Source organism: Corallococcus carmarthensis, assembly GCF_003611695.1.
Lineage (GTDB): Bacteria > Myxococcota > Myxococcia > Myxococcales > Myxococcaceae > Corallococcus > Corallococcus carmarthensis.
In genome coordinates this window covers 1-17,301 of sequence record NZ_RAWE01000216.1, presented here as the reverse complement: position 1 = coordinate 17,301, position 17,301 = coordinate 1, and the positions used below count along the sequence as shown (strand labels likewise).

Genomic DNA, 17,301 nt, shown 5'->3' with positions numbered 1-17,301 from the left:
CTCCCTCCACCGTCAGGGCCTCCAGGGACGTGTCCCCGGGAGTCTCGATCACGGGAGCGCTGGGGTCCGTCGCCGCCAGGACCGTGGCAGGGCCGTTCCCCACGAGCCGGGTTCCCTCCGGAAGCCGGATGGGCCCCTCGTAGCGGCCGGATGCCAGGTGCACGAGCTTCGGGCCGGGGCGGGCCAGGGCCTCCTCCAGGGAGCGCAGGGGCCGCTCCCGGGTGCCGTCACCGCCCGCCGCCGCCCCGTCCACCCACAGTTCGCCCGCCAACGGTGGCCGCAGCGGCGGTCGCGCACAGGCGCACAGCAGGGCGAGGAGCCATGGCAGGAGTCGAGTGGACACGCGGGCAGGCACTCTAGCCCCCTGACGGCACCCTGCTGGAGCTGGATCAGCAGCGACTGCTAAGTGATCGATTTCCCAAAGCCTTTCACACAAATCCGATCACACAGCGATCACTTCCCCTGATGGGAAAAGTAGGAGTGTGAGGATGTATCAAAAGATGCGATCCTCCCTCTCTCTACAGGGTGTATTTTCAGAGGCCAGTTTTCGTCCGGAGGCCGGATTTCCGGCCCGGGAGCGGGTGGCGCATTGACAGTCGAAACCTCGATTTGTTACCTCCGCCATCCGCTCGTTCAACGCCAGACAACGCAGAGGGAGGGGTGTCATGACCAAGGCAGAGCTCGTGGAGGTGGTGGCTGCGCAGTCGAAGCTCACGAAGAAGCAAGCCGCCCAGATCCTCGACAGCGTCTTCACCAACATCGGCAAGGCGGTGAAGAAGGACACCCGCTTCAGCTACCCCGGGTTCGGCACGTGGTCGCTGCGCTCGCGCAAGGCGCGGAAGATCCGCAACCCGCAGACCAACGAGATGATGAAGCTCAAGGCGTCGAAGACGGTCGGTTTCCGTCCCGCCAAGGAGCTGAAGAACTCGCTGTAGTCGCAGGGCTTTGAAGGCCCGTCCCCCTCAGGGGCGCGAACCCGTGGCCGGGTGCCGCCCCTGGGACGTGAGGACGGGGGACTCGGCCGGCATGCGGGCCACGGGACGCTCCTCGTCGGAGGTGTCCGGGGCCGCCTCGGGGGCAACGAGCGCCTCCAGCGGATCCAACGCGCTGCCGTCGTGCCAGAGCTCGAAGTGGACGTGGACGCCGGTCGCCAGGCCCGTGTCCCCCGCGAGCCCCACCACGTCGCCCCTCGCCAGCACCTCGCCGGTCGTCACCAGGACTTCGGACAGGTGGCTGTAGCGCGTCACCCACTGACCGTCGTGCTGGACCTCCACCATCTTGCCGTGGTCGCCGTTCCAGCCGGCGCGCAGGACGACGCCCCTCTCCGCGACGCCCACGGGTTGTCCCCGGCGGGCCGCCAGGTCCACGCCCGAGTGGCGTCGGAGCTGGCCGGTGATGGGGTGCCAGCGCTCGCCGTAGAGGCTGGTGATGGTGACCGGCTCCACGGGCCAGGCGAGGCGCGGCGGACCGGAGGGCTCCAACGGCTGCTCCCAGCGACGCAGCGTGGACGCTCGCACGATGAGGCGGCCCACGCGCACCACCACGGCCTCCGCGAGCGAGCCCGGCATGTCGCCGTAGAGGCGCGCGTCCTGCTCCAGCTCCGCCTCCATCACGCCCCGGGCGCGCGTCAGGTCACGGGTGTCGGTGTGCTCCACCGGCAGGTCCAGGAACGCGTCCAGGGCCGCGTTCACCGCCTCCCAGTTGCGCACCTGTTCGCCGGGCATCGCGCTGCCGCGCTGGGCCTTCGCGCGGTAGGCCTGGGCCTTCTCGGCGAACAAGGCGAGGCGCGCTTCGAGCTCCGGGGATCGCTCAGGCACCAGGGGGCCTCGCGCTCGCGCCGGTTCGTGGGGGAGAAAGGGGGTGCTATCGCTGACGAAGCCGCTGTCGCTCGAGGTCGCGTACAGCTCCTCAAAGCTCATCTTCCCCGGCCGCGGCGTGGCGCAGGCGGAGAGGGCCAGCAGGGCGAGGACGGCGGGTCGGCGCACGGCGGGACGAGCGTACCACGCGCCGGGCCGTCCACCTGTTCCGGGCCCTGGATCATCCCCCCTGCCGCACAGGTACGTGCGGTCCACACCTGGCGAAAAGGGGCTTGCCCCCGGGTCCTGGTGGACCGTCATCCCGATGACAGGGGTTCCCCGCCCGGTGCCGCCGGTGTCAGCCCGCGAAGGCCTGGCGGATGCGCGCCAGGGCGTCGTCGATATCCGCCTTGGACACGTCCAGGTGGCACACGAGGCGGATGGAGTGCGGGCCGGTGGGGTTGGCCAGCACGCCCTGCTTCAGGAGCAGCGCGGAGGCCTCCGCCGCCGGACGCGCGAGGTTCGCGAACACCATGTTCGTCTCCACCCGCGACAGGTCCACCGTCACGCCCGGAACCTGGGCCAGGCCTTCCGCCAGCCGGCGCGCGTTGGCGTGGTCCTCGGCCAGGCGCTCCACGTGGTGCTCCAGCGCGTACAGCGCCGCCGCCGCGAGGATGCCTGCCTGCCGCATGCCGCCGCCCAGCCGCTTGCGCAGCCGCCGTGCCTCGCGGATGACGTCCGCCTTGCCCGCGAGCGCCGAGCCCACCGGCGCACCCAGCCCCTTCGAGAAGCACACCGACGTCGAGTCCGTCAGCGACGCCCACGCGGACGCGGGCTTCCCCGCCGCCACCTGCGCGTTGAACAGCCGCGCACCGTCCAGGTGCACGGCGAGCCCCGCCTTGCGCCCCGCCTCCACCACCGCGCGGAAGCGCTCCACCGGCCACACCGTGCCGCCACCCCGGTTGTGCGTGTTCTCCAGCGACAGCAGGCGCGTGCGCGGGTTGTGGATGTTGTCCTCGCGCACCGCCGCCGCGACCGTCTCCGGCTTCAGCAGGCCACGCTCGCCCGGCAGGGGCGCGGGCTGCACGCCCCACAGCGCCGGCACCGCGCCGCCTTCGTAGTGAAGGATGTGGCTGCCCTCCTCCGTCAGGACCTCATCGCCCGAGCGGCAGTGCGCGCCGATGGCGATCTGATTCGCCTGCGTGCCGGAGGGGACGAAGACGGCGGCCTCCAGCCCGAGCCGCTCCGCCACGCGCTCCTCCAACCGGCGCACCGTGGGGTCCTCGCCGTAGACGTCGTCGCCCACCTCCGCGTCGGCGATGAGCCTGCGCATGGCGGGCGTGGGCTTCGTCACGGTGTCGGAGCGGAAGTCGATGGGCTTCATGGTTCTCCTCGCTGCTTGGAAAAAGGGTGCCCCCGCCATGGCGCTTGGGTGGGGCCGCCCCGTGACATACAACGCCCGCGTGGCCCGGCGAGAGACAGTGGCGGAGAAGCGGCAGCGCGCGGTGTCGGTCCTGGACGGTCTGGAAGCGGCCATGCCGGACGCCCGCATCGAGCTGGACTACCGCACGCCGCTGGAGTTGCTGGTCGCCGTCATCCTGTCCGCGCAGTGCACCGACAAGCGCGTCAACCTGGTGACCCCCGCCCTGTTCGCCCGCTTCCCCGACGCCCTGTCCTATGCGCGCGTCGAGCCTGGCGACGTGGAGCCCTTCATCCGCACCTGCGGGCTGTACCGCGCGAAGGCGAAGAACATCGTCGCCACGGCACGCGCGCTCGTGTCGGAGCATGGCGGACAGGTGCCGCTGGTGCGCGACACGCTGGCGGAGCTTCCGGGCGTGGGGCTGAAGACGGCGGGCGTGGTGTGCATCCACCTGGGCGGCGACGCGGCCTTCCCCGTGGACACGCACGTGAAGCGGCTGGCGTACCGGCTGGGCTTCACCCCGCACGAAGACCCGGACAAGGTGGAGAAGGACCTGCAGGCGCTGCTGCCCCGCGAGCGGTGGACGCTGGGGCATCAGCTGCTGGTGTGGCACGGACGGCGCACGTGCTTCGCGCGCTCGCCCGCTTGCGGCACCTGCGTGGTGGCGGACCGGTGCCCCAAGAAGGGCGTGCGCGCCACCGCGAAGGCTTAAGCGGAGGCCGGAGCGCCCTGCTCGCGCGAGGCCTTGAGCTTCTTCATGCGCTTGCGGATGAACTCGCGCTTGAGCGTGGAGACGTGGTCCACGAAGACGGTGCCCTCCAGGTGGTCCGTCTCGTGCTGCACGGCGATGGCCAGCAGGCCGTCACAGCGCAGCGTCTGCTCCTGGCCGTCCTCGTCCAGGTAGCGCACGGTGGCGACGGCGGCGCGGTCCACGTCCTCGGCTTCACCGGGGATGGAGAGGCAGCCTTCCGTGTAGGTCGTCTCCCCTTCGAGCGCGACGAACTCCGGGTTGATCATCGCCAGGGGCTTGGCGTCCGGCTGCTGCGGCCGGGTGTCCAGGACGATGATGCGCTGGAGGATGCCCACCTGCGGGGCGGCGAGACCGACGCCTTCAGCGGCGTACATCGTCTCGAACATGTCCTTGATGAGCGCGCGGACCTTGTCGTCCACCTTCGCCACCGGCTTGGCCTTCTGCTTCAAAATGGGGTCGGGCCAGATGAGAATCTCGCGAACCATGGGGCGAATTCTTAACCCCTCCGGACCGCGACGGGCAACCGTTCCACCGGGCATCAGTCGAGCAGATTACGGGCGTACTCGCCCCGCAGCCGGTCGTCCCCCAGCGCTCGTGCGGCTTCCGTCAATACGGCCCGGATCTGTTGCGCGCGGTGCTGGAGCGCGGGGTCCGGATGACCGGCGAAGCGCAGTGGGTGGAATTCGGCGGCGAGCAGCGCGTACGCCCGCTTGACCTCCTCGCTGCCGGCCGAGCGTGCGAGCCCCAACACCGTGAAGTAGTCCGCGTCCTGGATCTCCTCGAACTTGGCCTCCAGGCGGTGCACGTCCAGCTCTGGCGGCAGGCCGCCCTGGGCGTCCTCGGAGGGTGGGTGCAGGGCGATGAGTCCCAGCGTCCTCGCCACCGCGAGCGCCTTGAGCGCGCCGTCCTGCGGCAGCCCCGCGCCCAGGAGCAGTGACTCCAACGTGCGCTCGCCGTCCACGGCGTTCAGGAGCTGGAGCTCGCGGGCGGAGAGGCCGAAGTCCATGGGGGCCACGTGCGCGTCGCCTCGGGAGACCTGGGCGCGCAGGGAGCCCGCGGCGTCGAGGAGCGATTCGGCGGTGAGCGTGTTGCGCAGCCCCTCCGCGAGCAGGTGCAGCGGCGGGCGCGTGGCGGCGGCGAGCGCGACTTCGTGCGGCGCGGGCTCCGGCACCAGGCGATAGAGCGTGGACGGTTCGGCGAGCGCGTCCAGGAAGACCTGTTCGGTGTAGCGCTGCACCAGCGGGACGGATTCGGCTTCGCGCACGTAGCCTCGGCCGCGCAGGGCCTCCAGCAGCGTGCCCGTGGTGGCGCTGCGCACGAGCCGGAGCTCGGCTTCCTGGCGCGCGTCGATGAGGCCGTCCGCGCGGGCACGGTCGATGAGGGACTCACCCTGCGCGGAGGACGCGGCGCCGACCAGGGCTCCATCGCGCAGCCAGAGGACGCGCAAGGCGTTCATCACCTTGAGCTCCAGGCGCACTTCCATGCGCGCGTCGCAGAGCCGCAGGACGAGGCGTGCGAGGCCCTCTTGCGTGAGGCTGCCGCTGCGGGCCACCGCCATCTCCGGACGGCCGGGCGATTCGAGCGGGATGAGCGTGGCGCGGGCCTGGGCCGCGGCTTCTTCCGCGTCCCGCTGCGCGCGGGCTTCGAGTTGTTCGCGCTCGCGTTCGGACTGGAGGCGCTGCTCGACGGCTTCGGCTTCGAGCCGGGCGCGGGTTTCACGCTCGCGGGTGAGCTCCTCGCGGAGCTGGTCGAGCTGCGCCTGCAGGGTGTCGCGGGCCTGCGTGAGGTTCGTGGATTCGGATTGGGCTCGGGCTTCGGCTTCGGCGCGGGCCTGGGTCTCCGCGGCGAGGCGGGCTTCCGCGGCGGTGCGGGCCTGGGACTCGGTTTCGATGCGGGCTTCGAGGTCCTGGCGGGCGCGCGATTCGGAGTCGAGGCGGACTTCCAGCACGGTGCGCAGCCGGCCTTCGGACGTGGCCCTGGCGGTGGATTCGGCGGCCTTCTGTTCGGCCTGGAGGGCGCGGGCTTCGGCGGCGGTGCGGGCCTGGAGCTGCTGCTCGGCGCTGGCTTCCGCTTCGGCGCGGGCCTGTTCGGCCTGGGCCATGCGGGTCCGTGCGAGTTCGTCCGCGTCGGTCCGCGCGCTCGTGGACTGCTCGGCGCGGGACTCCGCCTGGGCGAGGGACTGCGCGAGTTGCTCCGCTCGGGCCTGGGCCTCGGCCTGTCCTGTCTGGGCCTGGGTCAGCTCCTGCGTGAGCTGCCCGATGCGTGTCCCGGCTTCGGTGCTTGCGTGCGTGAGCTGCTCGATACGGGCTTCCGCTTCGGTGCGCGCTTGCGTGAGCTGTTCCTCGCGGGCCGCTGCTTCGATGCGCTCCTGGGTGAGCTGCTCGATGAGGGCTTCCGCTTCGGTGAGCTGCTCGATGCGGACCTGGGCTTCGGCCTGGGCCTGCTTCAGCTGATCAGCGATCTTCGCTGCTTCGGCCTGGACCTGCTTGAATTGATCCGCGCGGCTCTCCGAGTCCGCCTTGAGCTGTTCCTCGCGAGCCGCTGCTTCGGCCTGGACCTGCGTCAACTGCTCAGCGGTGGCGTCGCGGGCCTGCTCGGCTTCGGTGGCTCGCGCTTCGGCGCGCTTCACGGCCTCCGACAGTTCGCTGACGCGGGCTTCCGCCTGGAGCAGGGCTTCGGCGGGCTGCGCGGCCTTGGCTTCGGCTCGCTGGCGGGCCTGCTTGAGCTGCTCCATCCGGGCGTTGACCTGGCTCAGCGTCTCCGCGAACCGCGTCTCGTTCTGCTGCCTCGCCGCCTCGGACTCTTCCGCTCGGGCCTGGGCTTCGGCCAGGGCTTCCTCGGCCTTCGTGGCACGGGCTTCCGCCTCGGCCAGGCGTTCGGCGTTTCGTTCCGCGGTGGCTTCGGCGGTGGCACGGGCTTCGTCTGCTTGCGTGGCCCGGCTTTCGGCTTGGCTCAACGCCTGGGCGGACTGCCTCGCCTTGGCTTCGCCCTGAAGCATGACCTGCGCCAGTTGCTGCGCCCTGGCTTCCATCTGCGCCAAGGCCTGGGCGGACTGCTTCGCCTTCGCCTCGGATTGCGCCAGCGCCTGCGTGGCCTGCTGCACCCGCGTCTCCGCCTGGGCCAGCACCTGCGCGGACTGCTTCGCCTTCGCTTCGGACTCGGACAGCGACTGGGCCAGCTGGTGGGCTCGCACCTCCACCAGGGACAGCGCCTGCGCGGAGTGCTTCACCTTCGCTTCGGCGGTGGTCCGGGCCTTGGCCTCCGCTTCGGCTCGGGCTTCCGCCTCGGCACGCCGGGCCTCCAGGTCCGCTCGGAGCGCGGCCAGTTCGTCGTCCCGGCTCTCCGTCTGCTCTGATGCGGCTTCCGCTTGCTGACGCGCGTCCTGGCGGGCCTTGGATTCGGCTTCCGCCCGGGCCTCGGCCGCGAGCCTGGCTTCGGTCTCGGCCTCCAAGCGTGCTTCCACGTCGGAGCGCGCGGCCTGCTCCAGCTCGGCGCGGGCTTCGGCCTCCTCGCGCGTCTGCGCTTCCTGACGGGCGAGGAGTTCGGCCTCCTCGCGCGCTTCCACCTCCGTGGCGAGGCGCTTCTCGAGTTCGACGAGCTCGAGCCTCGTCATCTCCGCGAGGGCTTCGGCTTCGCGGCGGGCGCGTTCCTCGGCGTCCGCGCGGGCTTCGGCCTCCACGCGGCTTCCGGCCTCGGAGGCGAGCCGGGCTTCCACCTCCGCCAGGGCCTGCGTCGCCGACACGGCACGGACTTCCGAGTCCGCGTGGGCCTCCGACGCCTGCTTCAACAGGGACTCGGCGCGGGCGCGGGCGTGGACCTCCGCTTCGGCGCGCACCTCCACGGAGCTCCGGGCCGCCACCTCCGCGTCCGCTTCGAGCTGGGCGTCTTCCCGTGCGCGTGCTTCGCCCGCGACGCGATCTTCCAGCTCGACGCGGAGCGACTGCTCCGATTCGGCCAGGGCTTCCGCGTCCGCGGCCCGGGCCTCCGCCTCCTCGAGGGCGGCGTGGGCCATCGCGAGCTCTTCGCGCAGCGATTCCAGCTCCGCGGCCAGATCCGACGTCGGCTCGGCCGCGTCCGTGCGCGCCGGAGCGGGGACATCCTGCTCCGGGGTGCGCGTCTTGTTCGCCCGCTGCAGGCCTCCTGGCACCAGCATCGGCGACGACGGCGCCTGGACTTCCAGCCGGGCCGTGGGCTCCGCGTTCGCTGTCTCCAGGCGTGAAGTCGCACCGTCGCCCAGGCGCGCGGAGGAGCCATTTGCCTTCACGGCATCGCCCGCTCCGGACTTGTCGCTCAGGCCCGCGGGGGAGACACCGGCTCCCGCCGTATCACCCGCTCCGGACTCGATGCCCGGGCGTGTGGAGGCGCCGCTTGTTCCTACCGCACCGGACTCAATGCCCGGGCGTGTGGAGGTGCCGCTTGTTCCTACCGCACCGGACCCAATGCCCGAGCGAGTGGAGGCGCTGCTGGCTCCTGCCGCACCGGACTCGATGCCCGAGCGTGTGGGGGTGCCGATTGTTCCTGCCGCACCGCCCGCTCCGGACTTGTCGTTCAGGCCCGCGGGACTGCCACCGGCGCCTGCCGCATCGCCCGGGCTCGCGACGACGCCCACACTGGCCTTGCCCGACGAGCGCAGCGGGACACGGGCCGCGACACGCAGCGGCCTCTCGGTGTTCGCAGGGGGCGCGGCGCGGTCCGCCGTTCGACCCTCGGGCGCCACCTTGTCCGACTTCGCTTCACCGCCCGGACGCGCGCCGCCACCGCTCGCACGTGCCGCATCCGCCGGGTTGACGGCGCCCGCCGAATCCGTCCACTGGAGAGGCTTGGAGCCCTCCGCCTTCGCCTCCTCGACGGTCTCGGAGTCGAACCAATCCTCGCCCACCGGCTTCTCGGCGGCACCGGAGGGCTCATCCTCCTCCCGCTCACGCGCGTCCGCGGAGGCCTTGAGCTCCGCCTCCAGCACGTCCCAGTTCGACAGGCCCGCCGCCGCCAGTTCCTCCTCGGTCGGCTCCGAGGCCCCGGACTCCTCTGCTTCAGCTGCTTCAGCGGCGGCCCGCTCCTCCGCCGCCACGTCGTCCGCGACCGAACCGAAGTCCGTCTCGTCGGAGTCATCCACGCCGCCCTGGGGACTCGCCTCCAGCTCCGGATCCGGCTCCAGCTCCTTCCACGCCAGCGGCGCCGGGCCCTCCGGCTCCGCTGCCTTCGCCGCCCCGCCGTCCTCGTCCGAGTCGACGTCGAAGAACCCCTCGTCCCCCAGCTTCGGCGCGGGCTTCACCGGCTTCAGCCCCGGCGGGGTGAGCCGCTCCTCACGGAACGCGAGCTGCCCCTCCGGCGGCGTCCCTTCCGCGCCCTCTTCATTCGGGAACGGGAAGCGCAGCGTGGTGCGTGCTTCCGGCGAACGGCCCTCGGCCACGGCTTCCGCGTTCGGCGGTTCCGCGTCCCACTCGGCGCCGACGTTCGCGTCCGGATCCTCCTCGCCCCACGCCTCTCCGGTGTCCCCCTCCCCCGCCGCCCCGGCCCAGTCCGACTTCGTGCCCACCGACAGCGCGGAGTCGATGGACGCGATCGCCTCCGTCTCCACCTCCAGGTGCGCCTCTTCCAGCGCGGCGTTCATCGCCAGGTGGGTGCTGCGCTCGCGCTGCTGGTGCACGGCGTGCGCGCTGCGCTCCTCGCGCGTCATCGCCGCCACTTCCCAGTCCGTCTGGTTCAGCGTCGCCAGGTCCCCGAACAGCGCGTTCGCCAGCGCGGGGTCTCCGCCCACCGCGTGCGGCGCCGTCGCATGCCACGCCTCGTCCGATGCCGGGCCGCTCCCCTTCACCGGCTCCTGCAGCGTCCGGTTCTCCACCACGCGCCAGCCGTCCGCCTCCGCCGGCGCGCGGATCAACGTGTCCACCAGCGTCACGAAGCTGGGACCGTCCAACGGCAGCGGCGCCACCGGCGCGCTGAAGCCCTCGATGGCCTCGCTCAGCAACAGCACCCGCGCCTTGTGGCCCTCCGGGTGCTGCACCAGCTCCTCCAGCACCACGTGCCCGCGGTCGCTCTCCACGCCCGGCGCGAGCACGATGAGTTCCGGCAGGTGATGCCCGAAGGCGATGAGCGCGTCCGCGGCGGAGGTGGCGAGGATGACCTCGTGCCCTTCGCGGGACAGCAGTCGCCGGACGGCGGCGATGGTGGCGATGTCGTCGTGTACGAGGAGGACCGAGGCGCCCATGGGGGAGCCGGGGAGTCTACAGCATGGCCCCGGGATCCACGTCGATGACGACCTTCACTCCATTCGGTACATCCGCCAACGCCGCCTCCAACCGGGCGAGCAATGGGGCGAGCGCCGCATGCGTCGGCGCCTTCAGGAGCAGCTGCCAGCGCGTCTTGCCCCGGATGCGGGCGATGGGTGCCAGGGCCGGCCCCAACAGGCGCACCCCCGCCGAGGCCGGCGGCATGTGCCGTCCCACCAGGTTCCCCAGGAAGCGCGCCACGCCCGCCGTCTGCTCCGGGTGCTCGCCCTCCAGCCGGACGGCCGCCATGCGAGCGAAGGGCGGATAGGCCAGCGCCTTGCGCCACTCCAGTTCCTGCTTGGAGAACCCGTCGAAGTCGTGCGCCAGCATCCGCCGCACCGGCTCCGCGTCCGGGTTGTAGGTCTGCACCAGCACCCGGCCCGGGTCCTTCCCGCGCCCCGCGCGCCCCGCCACCTGGGTCAACAGGTGGAAGGTCCGCTCAGCGGCTCGGAAATCGGGAATCGCCAGGGACGTGTCCGCCATCACCACGCACACCAACGTCACGCCCGGGAAGTCGTGCCCCTTGGCCACCATCTGCGTGCCCACCAGCACGTCCAGCTCCCGCCGCGCGAAGGACGCCAGCAGCTCCGTCAGCTTCTCCGCGCTCGTCGCCGAGTCGCGGTCCAGCCGCGCCACGCGGGCGTGCGGCATCCGCTCCAGGACCTCCGCCTCCACGCGCTCCGTGCCGATGCCGAGCTTGAGCAGCGGGCCCGTGCACTCGCGGCAGCGGTCCGGCACCGGGAACGCCACGCCGCAGTAGTGGCACACCACCCGGTTCTGCGACCGGTGGTGCGTCATGCACACGTCGCAGTCCTGGCACTTGAGCGACAGGCCGCACACCTCGCACAGGAGGATGGTGCTGTGGCCCCGGCGGTTGAGGAACAGGATGACCTGCTGCCCCTTGGCCACCGTCTCCTCCATGGCCTGGAGCATCTGCGGACTGAGGATGGGCGCCTCTTCCGTCACCTGTCCCTCGCGCGGACGCTCCACGCGCAGGTCCACCAGGCTGATGGTGGGCATGGGCCGGTCGTCCACGCGGTTCTTCAGCTCCATCAGCTTGTAGCGGCCGGAGCGCGTGTTCTGGAGCGTCTCCAGCGAAGGCGTGGCCGAGCCCAGCACCACCACCGCGCTGGCCTGCTTGCCGCGCACCACCGCCAGGTCGCGCGCCTGGTAGCGCAGCTTCTCGTCCTGCTTGAAGGACGGGTCGTGCTCCTCGTCGACGACGATGAGCCCCAGGTGCTCCACCGGCGCGAACACCGCCGAGCGCACACCCACGGCGATCTTCACCGTGCCCTTGCGCAGGGCCTGCCAGTGGAACAGCCGCTCGCGGTCCTTCAGCCCCGAGTGCAGCACCGCCACGTCCCCGCCGAAGCGGCTGCGGAAGCGCCCCACCAGCTGCGGCGTCAGCGCGATTTCAGGCACCAGCACCAGGCTGCCCAGGCCGCGCGCGAGCGTGTGCTCCACCGCGCGCAGGTACACCTCCGTCTTCCCGCTGCCGGTGACGCCGTGCAGGAGGTACGGCTGGAAGCCACCCACGTCGACGGCGGCCTGGAGCTCCTTCACCGCCAGGGCCTGCTCCGGGGTGAGCCGGTCCGGGCGGTTCTGCACCAGCCCCTCGCGCACACCGGCCTGCAGCGTCACCTCCACCCACTTCACGAACTTGCGCGTCGCCAGCTTCTTCAGCGTCTCGCGCGCGCCGGGGATGGCGTGCGTCACTTCATCCAGCGGCGCGCGTCCGCCCACCGCCAGGAGGTACTGGAGCACGGCGGCCTGCGCCGGAGCCCGGGCCAGCTGCGGGGGCACCTCCGTGACGAGCGCCTCCACGAAGAACTGGATGTCCGGCTTCGCTTCCTTCTCATCCACCGCGGTGGAGAGGCCGGGCGGCAGCGCGCCGCGAATGACCTCGCCCAGCGGATAGCGGTAGTGCTCGGCGGTGAAGCGCAAGAGCGCGATGAGGTCCTTGGGCAGGGACGGCGAGTCCTCCAGCACGCGCTGGATGGGCTTGAGCCGGACGCCCCCCTCCACCGGCGCGTTCGCGGGGCCCAGGTAGAAGCCCAGCGCCATGCCGCGGCCGAAGGGCACCAGCACGCGCTGTCCCGGGGCGAGCTTGTCCGCGATCGCCTCCGGCACCAGGTAGGTGAACTCCCCGCGCACGGGACGGCCAACGGCGACGGACGCAAGAAGGGCGGGGGTGGCGCTCACGACGGGGCGCACTGTAGCGGCGTGCTCCCGCTGTGACAGTTCCCTTCCCACTTCCGTACGCCGCGTCCGCAACGGAATGGAACCACGAGAGGGGGCCTCTCCGGGTTCCCGCGGAAAACCCCCCAGCGCGAAGTGCTCTTGCTCCATGACCGACCTCTTGCCGCCAAGTCCCCGGCCCGCCCGTCCTGCACCCGGGATCCACTGTGCCCGGGGCGTCTGACATCCCCTTCCCCTGGAAGCACGAAGGGCCCCTCCCGTCCCCGGAAACCAGGGAGTGGAAGAGGCCCGACGTCGCCTGCGAACAGCGCGGAAGGAAGGGGGTCTTGCGAGCGGACTAGCGGCCGAAGGCCTTCTTCACGGACGGGCGGTTGGACACGCGGTCCCACCAGGCCATCACGTTCTTGTGCGGGGCGACGAGGTCCTTCTCGCCCACGGCGAAGAGGTACTCCATGTACGGCGCCCAGGAGACCTCGGCGAGCGTGAAGTCATTGCCCGCGAGGAACGGCCGGTTCTCCAGCGCCTCGTTGATGACCTCCAGCGGACGCTTCACGCCCTCACGGCCCTTGGCGATGTTCTCCTCGTTGTTGGTGCCGAAGAAGCGCTCCATCACGACCTTCATCGCCGGGCCGGAGAAGTAGGACTGCTCCACGCCGATGAACTGCTCCATCCGCGCGTAGGCCTTGGGGTCCGCGGGCGTCAGCGACGTGCCCGGCAGGGTGCGGTCCAGGAAGCGGCTGATGGCGCGCGACTCGTACATGACGAAGCCGTCGTCCAGCTCCAGCGCGGGCACCACGCCAAAGGGCTGGCGGGCCACGTGCGCGGGCGTCTTCTGCTCGTGCTTCTGCAGGTCGATGTTGATGAACTCGGCCTCGCGGCCCTTCTCCGCCAGGACGGTGAGGACCTTGCGGGTACACGTGCTCATCGGGTTGCCATAGAGCTTCATGCGAATCGCCTCCGCGCCGGGAGCCGGGGAAATCCCGGCCCTGGAACGGGCGGGACTTTCACCGTGAGTCCCGCCCATCGCAAGCGATTCGAGGTGACGCGCTACGGCGTGAAGAGCTTGTCCGGCACGGCCGAGCGGTTGTCCGCCTTGAGGGCGGTGAAGCGCAGCACGCGCTGACCGGCCTTCCACACCTCCACCGTGCGGGGCATCCAGTCCCCGGTGGACGGCGAGGCGTAGTCCACGAAGCGCACGTCCCAGGCCGCCCCGGACGCGTCCGAGTAGCGCAGGCGCGCGGGCCGGAAGGCGTCCTTGTAGACCCAGAACTGGGGCTTGCCCTCCGCCGGGTCCCCCAGGACGTAGGCCACCTCACCGCCGAAGCGCGCGAGCGACGTGACCTTCGTGTTGATGCCCAGGCCCTGGAGGTACGCCTCCTGGGCGAGCTTGGTGTCCTGCACGCTGCCCGCGTCCTGCGCGAGGATGGCGCACACCTGGGCCACGAGCACGGAGACGGCGGGCAGCTCCTTGCCCTCCACGCGCTTCCTGCCGGAGACCTGCACGGTGGCGGACTTGAGGCTGCTGTCGGGCGAGCTCGCGTCGAAGCGGCAGCGGCCCGGAACCTTCACGGACAGCACGCCGTCACCCTGGAGCTCCGGACGGTCGGTGGGGACGTTGAGGGCGGCCCCCGCTTCCGCCACGCCCGTGGAGGAGAAGATGACGGAGCCTTCCACGCGGAAGGCGGACAGGTGCTTCTCCTCGCGCGTGGTGGCCATGCGCCGCAGGATGGAGCCACCGGGCAGCACGTAGGCGCCGGCGGCGAGGGAAACGAGGACGGCGGATACGGCGATGAGACGCTTCACGGCTTCTCCGTCTTGACGACCTCACGCAGGTACTCGAGGAGTCCTCCGCGCAGGTCGGGGCGCTTGAGCGCATAGGCGATGTTCGCCTTGAGGTAACCCACCTTGTCACCGGCGTCGTAGCGCTGGCCCTGGAACTTGTAGCCCAGCAGACCTTCGGTCTTCTGGAGCGTGGCCAGGCCGTCCGTGAGCTGGATTTCGCCGCCCACGCCCGTGGTCTGCGTCTCCAGGATGGGGAAGATGGACGGGGGCAGCACGTAGCGGCCAATCACCGCCAGGTTCGACGGGGCGGTGCCCTTCTTGGGCTTCTCCACCACGTGGTCGATCTGGATGACGCCGTTGCCCAGGTCCTTGCCGGCGGCGATGCCGTACAGGTGGGTCTCGCTGTCGGGCACCTCCATCAGCGCGATGACGGCCTTCTGGTGCTGCTGGTAGACGCGCGCGAGCTGGCCGATGCCCGGATCCTCCGAGTCGATCATGTCGTCGCCCAGGAGGACGCCGAAGGCCTCGTTGCCGATGACGCTCTTGGCGCACAGCACCGCGTGGCCCAGGCCGAGCGGCTCCTTCTGGCGCACGCTGATGATGCGGACCAGGTTCGCGATGGCGCGCAGCTTGTCCGCGTCCGCCGTCTTGCCGCGGGCGCGCATCGTGGTCTCCAGTTCGAAGCCGATGTCGAAGTGGTCCTCGATGGCGCCTTTACCGCGGCCATTGATGACGACGACGTCCTCGATGCCGGCGGCGACGGCCTCCTCCACGATGTACTGGAGGGTGGGCGTGTCGACGATGGGCAGCATCTCCTTCGGCACGGCCTTGGTGGCCGGAAGGAAACGGGTGCCCAGGCCGGCGGCGGGGATGACGCACTTGCGGATGACCTTCGCTGCCTTCGTGTCGGGAGAGGACATGGGGCGGGGAATCTATTGGTGGCCCAGAACCCCAGCAAGCCGGATAGATTCCCCGGCTCCATGCCGCTCCGTGCCATTGTTGCCGTCCTGTCCTTGACGCTGTCCGTGGTCCCCTTCGCCGCCCGGGCGGCCACGCCCGAGCGCGCCGACGAGCTGCGCAACATCGCGAATGCCCGGGCCCTGGGAATGGGCAGTGCCTTCCGGGCCACGGGCATGGGTGCGGATGCACTCCTGGGCAATCCTGCGGCGATGGCGCTGTTCCCGGCCTACCGCATCGAGGGCACGGGCGTGGTCGACCCCCGCAACAAGGAGGGCTACCTGGGCGTCAGCCTGGCGGACTCCAGCAGCGGCCGGCTGGCGATGGGCGTGGACTACCACTGGCTGTCGCTGGGGCGCGGCGGGGGGCGGACGACCGCGAACCTGAGCACGCTGGGCGCTGCGCTGCCGCTGGGGCAGTCGCTGCTCATCGGCCTGTCGGGGCACTACCTGCGGCTGAACGGCCAGTCGCGCTTCGCCAACTCCATCACGATGGACGCGGGACTCCTGCTGCGGATGAGCGAGCAGCTGATGCTGGGCGTGTCGGGGCACAACCTCATCGACACGGAGAACGTGGAGCTGACGCGCTACTTCTCCGCGCACGCGGCCTACGTGGGGCCGGCGATGGTGGTGGCGTTCGACATGCGCGGGGACTTCGAGACGCGCGACTCGACGGTGCTCACGTACAACGCCGGCGCGGAGTACATCCTCGACCAGACGATTCCGGTGCGCGTGGGCTACACGTACGACGGCTTCCAGGAGATATCGCGCGTGACGGTGGGCGCGGGCTTCATGTCGCCCGGCGGCGGCGGCGTGGACCTGGCGTACCAGCACGACCTGGGCGGGCTGAACGGGCGCGTGCTGGCGCTCACGCTGCGGCTGGCGGTGAACTGAGCGTCGACCCGGGCCTCAGCGGCCCGGGCGGCCGGCTTCGGAGGCGTCCCGCAGGGCGAGGTAGCGCTCGGAGGCGGCGAAGCGGACCAGCTCTTCCAGCTCCGAGTCATGGGGGCGGCGGGTCCGGAGCACGGTGAGCGCGGGCCCGGGGCCTCCGCAGGCGACGAGCCCCGCGCGGTTGGCGGAGTCGCGCGCGGCGGCGACCAGCAGGCTCGCGTCGAAGTCCCGGGTGCCGGGCTCCATCAGGAGGGCGGCGCGCTCCAGGGCCCTGGGGGACAGGGACTCGCGCACCACGCGGGCGTCGTCGCCAGCGTCCTTGGGGTTCTTGAGGACGGAGGACAGGAGCGCGAGCGCGCGCAGCAGGTGGTCCTTGCGCAGGGCGCGCAGGGCGAGCAGGTCCGGAGACAGCGAGAACAGCGCGCGGCCGGCGTGGAAGCGCAGCTCGGCGTTCGTGGGCGGCTGCTGCACGAGGAGCCGGCCCACGACGAGGCGCGGGACGGAGGTGTGCAGCGGGGTGATGTTGGCGGTGTCGTCGTCGCCCGCCACGAGTTCCGGCAGGGGCACGCCCAACAGACGCGCGACGGTGTGCAGCGCGTCCAGGACGGCGGTGGCGCCGGGGCCGGCGGAGGCGCGCAGGGGCTCCGAGGTGTTGGCGATGCGCGCGGGGGACGGGAACAGCCGGCACAGCGCGATGCCCACGCACGCGAGCAGTTCACCGGACGGGGTGCGCAGGCCCGGGTGGCGCAGGCCGGCGCGCTCCTGGTTTGAGAGGGGCGCGCGCTGCACGCGGGGCGCGGAGACGTCGCGGCCCTCCAGGGCGTCCGCGAGCTCGCGCATGAGCGCGGCGCGGGTGACGTCGCCGCGCTGGTCGAAGTGGTCCACGAGGCCGCGGTAGGGCTTCGGGTCGAGCGGACTCTCCCGCACGAGCTTGAAGACGAGCGGCTCCGCGGTGGTGGAGTCGGCTGTGGGGGGCGCGACGTCCGGGACGGCGGCGGGCGTTTCGCGGGTCTCGGTGGAGCCGACGGTGGGGCGGCCACCGGCCGGGGGACGCGTGGGGGCCGGGCCGGAGACGGTGCCTTCGGGACGGCCGGCGCGGTGGATGCGGCGCACGGGGTCCATGCGGCCCGGAGGCGCTTCCCACGCGATGACGCTCGTGGCCTCCACGGGCCCTCCGCCGAGCTCCTCCGAGTCCTCGTCTTCGTCCTCGGACGGGATCTGGCTGAGGAGGGGGATG

The 17,301-nt window shown here is 71.5% G+C and carries 11 protein-coding genes and 2 pseudogenes; 3 read left to right on the top strand and 10 right to left on the bottom strand.

Annotated elements, in window-relative coordinates:
* Positions 1–343 (bottom strand): annotated as a pseudogene (locus tag D7X32_RS36280) (DUF1565 domain-containing protein); the annotation flags it as partial.
* A gap of 322 nt (positions 344–665) precedes the next feature.
* On the opposite strand from D7X32_RS36280, the gene D7X32_RS36275 reads away from it, so the two are divergent.
* The gene (locus D7X32_RS36275) at positions 666–935 is read left to right on the top strand and encodes an HU family DNA-binding protein (protein WP_014394187.1); all 270 of its coding nucleotides are present in this window, start codon (positions 666–668) and stop codon (positions 933–935) included.
* A gap of 27 nt (positions 936–962) precedes the next feature.
* Here D7X32_RS36275 and D7X32_RS36270 read toward each other — a convergent pair whose 3' ends face one another.
* Both D7X32_RS36270 and ltaE read right to left on the bottom strand, forming a co-directional pair.
* On the bottom strand, positions 963–1,817 hold the full coding sequence (locus D7X32_RS36270) for a M23 family metallopeptidase (RefSeq protein ID WP_341868165.1): 855 nt from the start codon (positions 1,815–1,817) through the stop codon (positions 963–965).
* A 337-nt stretch (positions 1,818–2,154) separates the two neighbouring features.
* Positions 2,155–3,180 (bottom strand): low-specificity L-threonine aldolase, encoded by a 1,026-nt coding sequence (ltaE, locus tag D7X32_RS36265; protein ID WP_120607109.1) that lies wholly within the window; start codon positions 3,178–3,180, stop codon positions 2,155–2,157.
* A 37-nt stretch (positions 3,181–3,217) separates the two neighbouring features.
* On the opposite strand from ltaE, the gene nth reads away from it, so the two are divergent.
* A complete protein-coding gene (nth, locus tag D7X32_RS36260; RefSeq protein WP_120607108.1) occupies positions 3,218–3,928 on the top strand; it encodes an endonuclease III in 711 nt (236 codons plus the stop codon).
* Here nth and def read toward each other — a convergent pair.
* From def to galU, 6 genes are all read right to left on the bottom strand, one after another.
* On the bottom strand, positions 3,925–4,452 hold the full coding sequence (gene def / locus D7X32_RS36255) for a peptide deformylase (RefSeq protein WP_120607107.1): 528 nt from the start codon (positions 4,450–4,452) through the stop codon (positions 3,925–3,927). The two genes, nth and def, sit on opposite strands and share 4 nt — an antisense overlap.
* A gap of 53 nt (positions 4,453–4,505) precedes the next feature.
* Positions 4,506–10,175, bottom strand: coding sequence for a response regulator (locus tag D7X32_RS36250; RefSeq protein ID WP_120607106.1), 5,670 nt, complete (start codon positions 10,173–10,175; stop codon positions 4,506–4,508).
* Between the two features lie 16 nt (positions 10,176–10,191).
* Positions 10,192–12,585: a replication restart helicase PriA gene (gene priA, locus D7X32_RS36245; protein ID WP_216618855.1), complete on the bottom strand. Its 2,394-nt coding sequence runs from the start codon at positions 12,583–12,585 to the stop codon at positions 10,192–10,194.
* A gap of 187 nt (positions 12,586–12,772) precedes the next feature.
* On the bottom strand, positions 12,773–13,381 hold the full coding sequence (locus D7X32_RS36240) for a glutathione S-transferase family protein (RefSeq protein WP_120607104.1): 609 nt from the start codon (positions 13,379–13,381) through the stop codon (positions 12,773–12,775).
* Between the two features lie 101 nt (positions 13,382–13,482).
* Positions 13,483–14,238: a LolA-like protein gene (locus D7X32_RS36235; protein WP_120607103.1), complete on the bottom strand. Its 756-nt coding sequence runs from the start codon at positions 14,236–14,238 to the stop codon at positions 13,483–13,485.
* The gene (gene galU, locus D7X32_RS36230) at positions 14,235–15,137 is read right to left on the bottom strand and encodes a UTP--glucose-1-phosphate uridylyltransferase GalU (protein ID WP_120607102.1); all 903 of its coding nucleotides are present in this window, start codon (positions 15,135–15,137) and stop codon (positions 14,235–14,237) included. Before galU ends, D7X32_RS36235 begins: the two co-directional genes overlap by 4 nt.
* Positions 15,138–15,197: 60 nt before the next feature.
* Between galU and D7X32_RS36225 the strand changes: the two genes are divergently transcribed.
* On the top strand, positions 15,198–16,067 hold the full coding sequence (locus tag D7X32_RS36225; protein ID WP_120607101.1) for a PorV/PorQ family protein: 870 nt from the start codon (positions 15,198–15,200) through the stop codon (positions 16,065–16,067).
* 15 nt (positions 16,068–16,082) lie between these two features.
* Here the strand turns inward: D7X32_RS36225 and D7X32_RS45695 are convergent.
* Positions 16,083–17,301, bottom strand: a pseudogene (locus D7X32_RS45695) (hypothetical protein); the annotation flags it as partial.

Bases quoted from the DNA above. Each gene is read 5' to 3' on its own strand.
- D7X32_RS36225 (WP_120607101.1), top strand. From the start codon at position 15,198: ATGCCGCTCCGTGCCATTGTTGCCGTCCTGTCCTTGACGCTGTCCGTG.
- D7X32_RS36240 (WP_120607104.1), bottom strand. From the start codon at position 13,381: ATGAAGCTCTATGGCAACCCGATGAGCACGTGTACCCGCAAGGTCCTC.
- priA (WP_216618855.1), bottom strand. From the start codon at position 12,585: ATGGAGCAAGAGCACTTCGCGCTGGGGGGTTTTCCGCGGGAACCCGGA.
- def (WP_120607107.1), bottom strand. From the start codon at position 4,452: ATGGTTCGCGAGATTCTCATCTGGCCCGACCCCATTTTGAAGCAGAAG.
- D7X32_RS36250 (WP_120607106.1), bottom strand. From the start codon at position 10,175: ATGGGCGCCTCGGTCCTCCTCGTACACGACGACATCGCCACCATCGCC.
- ltaE (WP_120607109.1), bottom strand. From the start codon at position 3,180: ATGAAGCCCATCGACTTCCGCTCCGACACCGTGACGAAGCCCACGCCC.
- D7X32_RS36275 (WP_014394187.1), top strand. From the start codon at position 666: ATGACCAAGGCAGAGCTCGTGGAGGTGGTGGCTGCGCAGTCGAAGCTC.
- galU (WP_120607102.1), bottom strand. From the start codon at position 15,137: ATGTCCTCTCCCGACACGAAGGCAGCGAAGGTCATCCGCAAGTGCGTC.
- nth (WP_120607108.1), top strand. From the start codon at position 3,218: ATGGCGCTTGGGTGGGGCCGCCCCGTGACATACAACGCCCGCGTGGCC.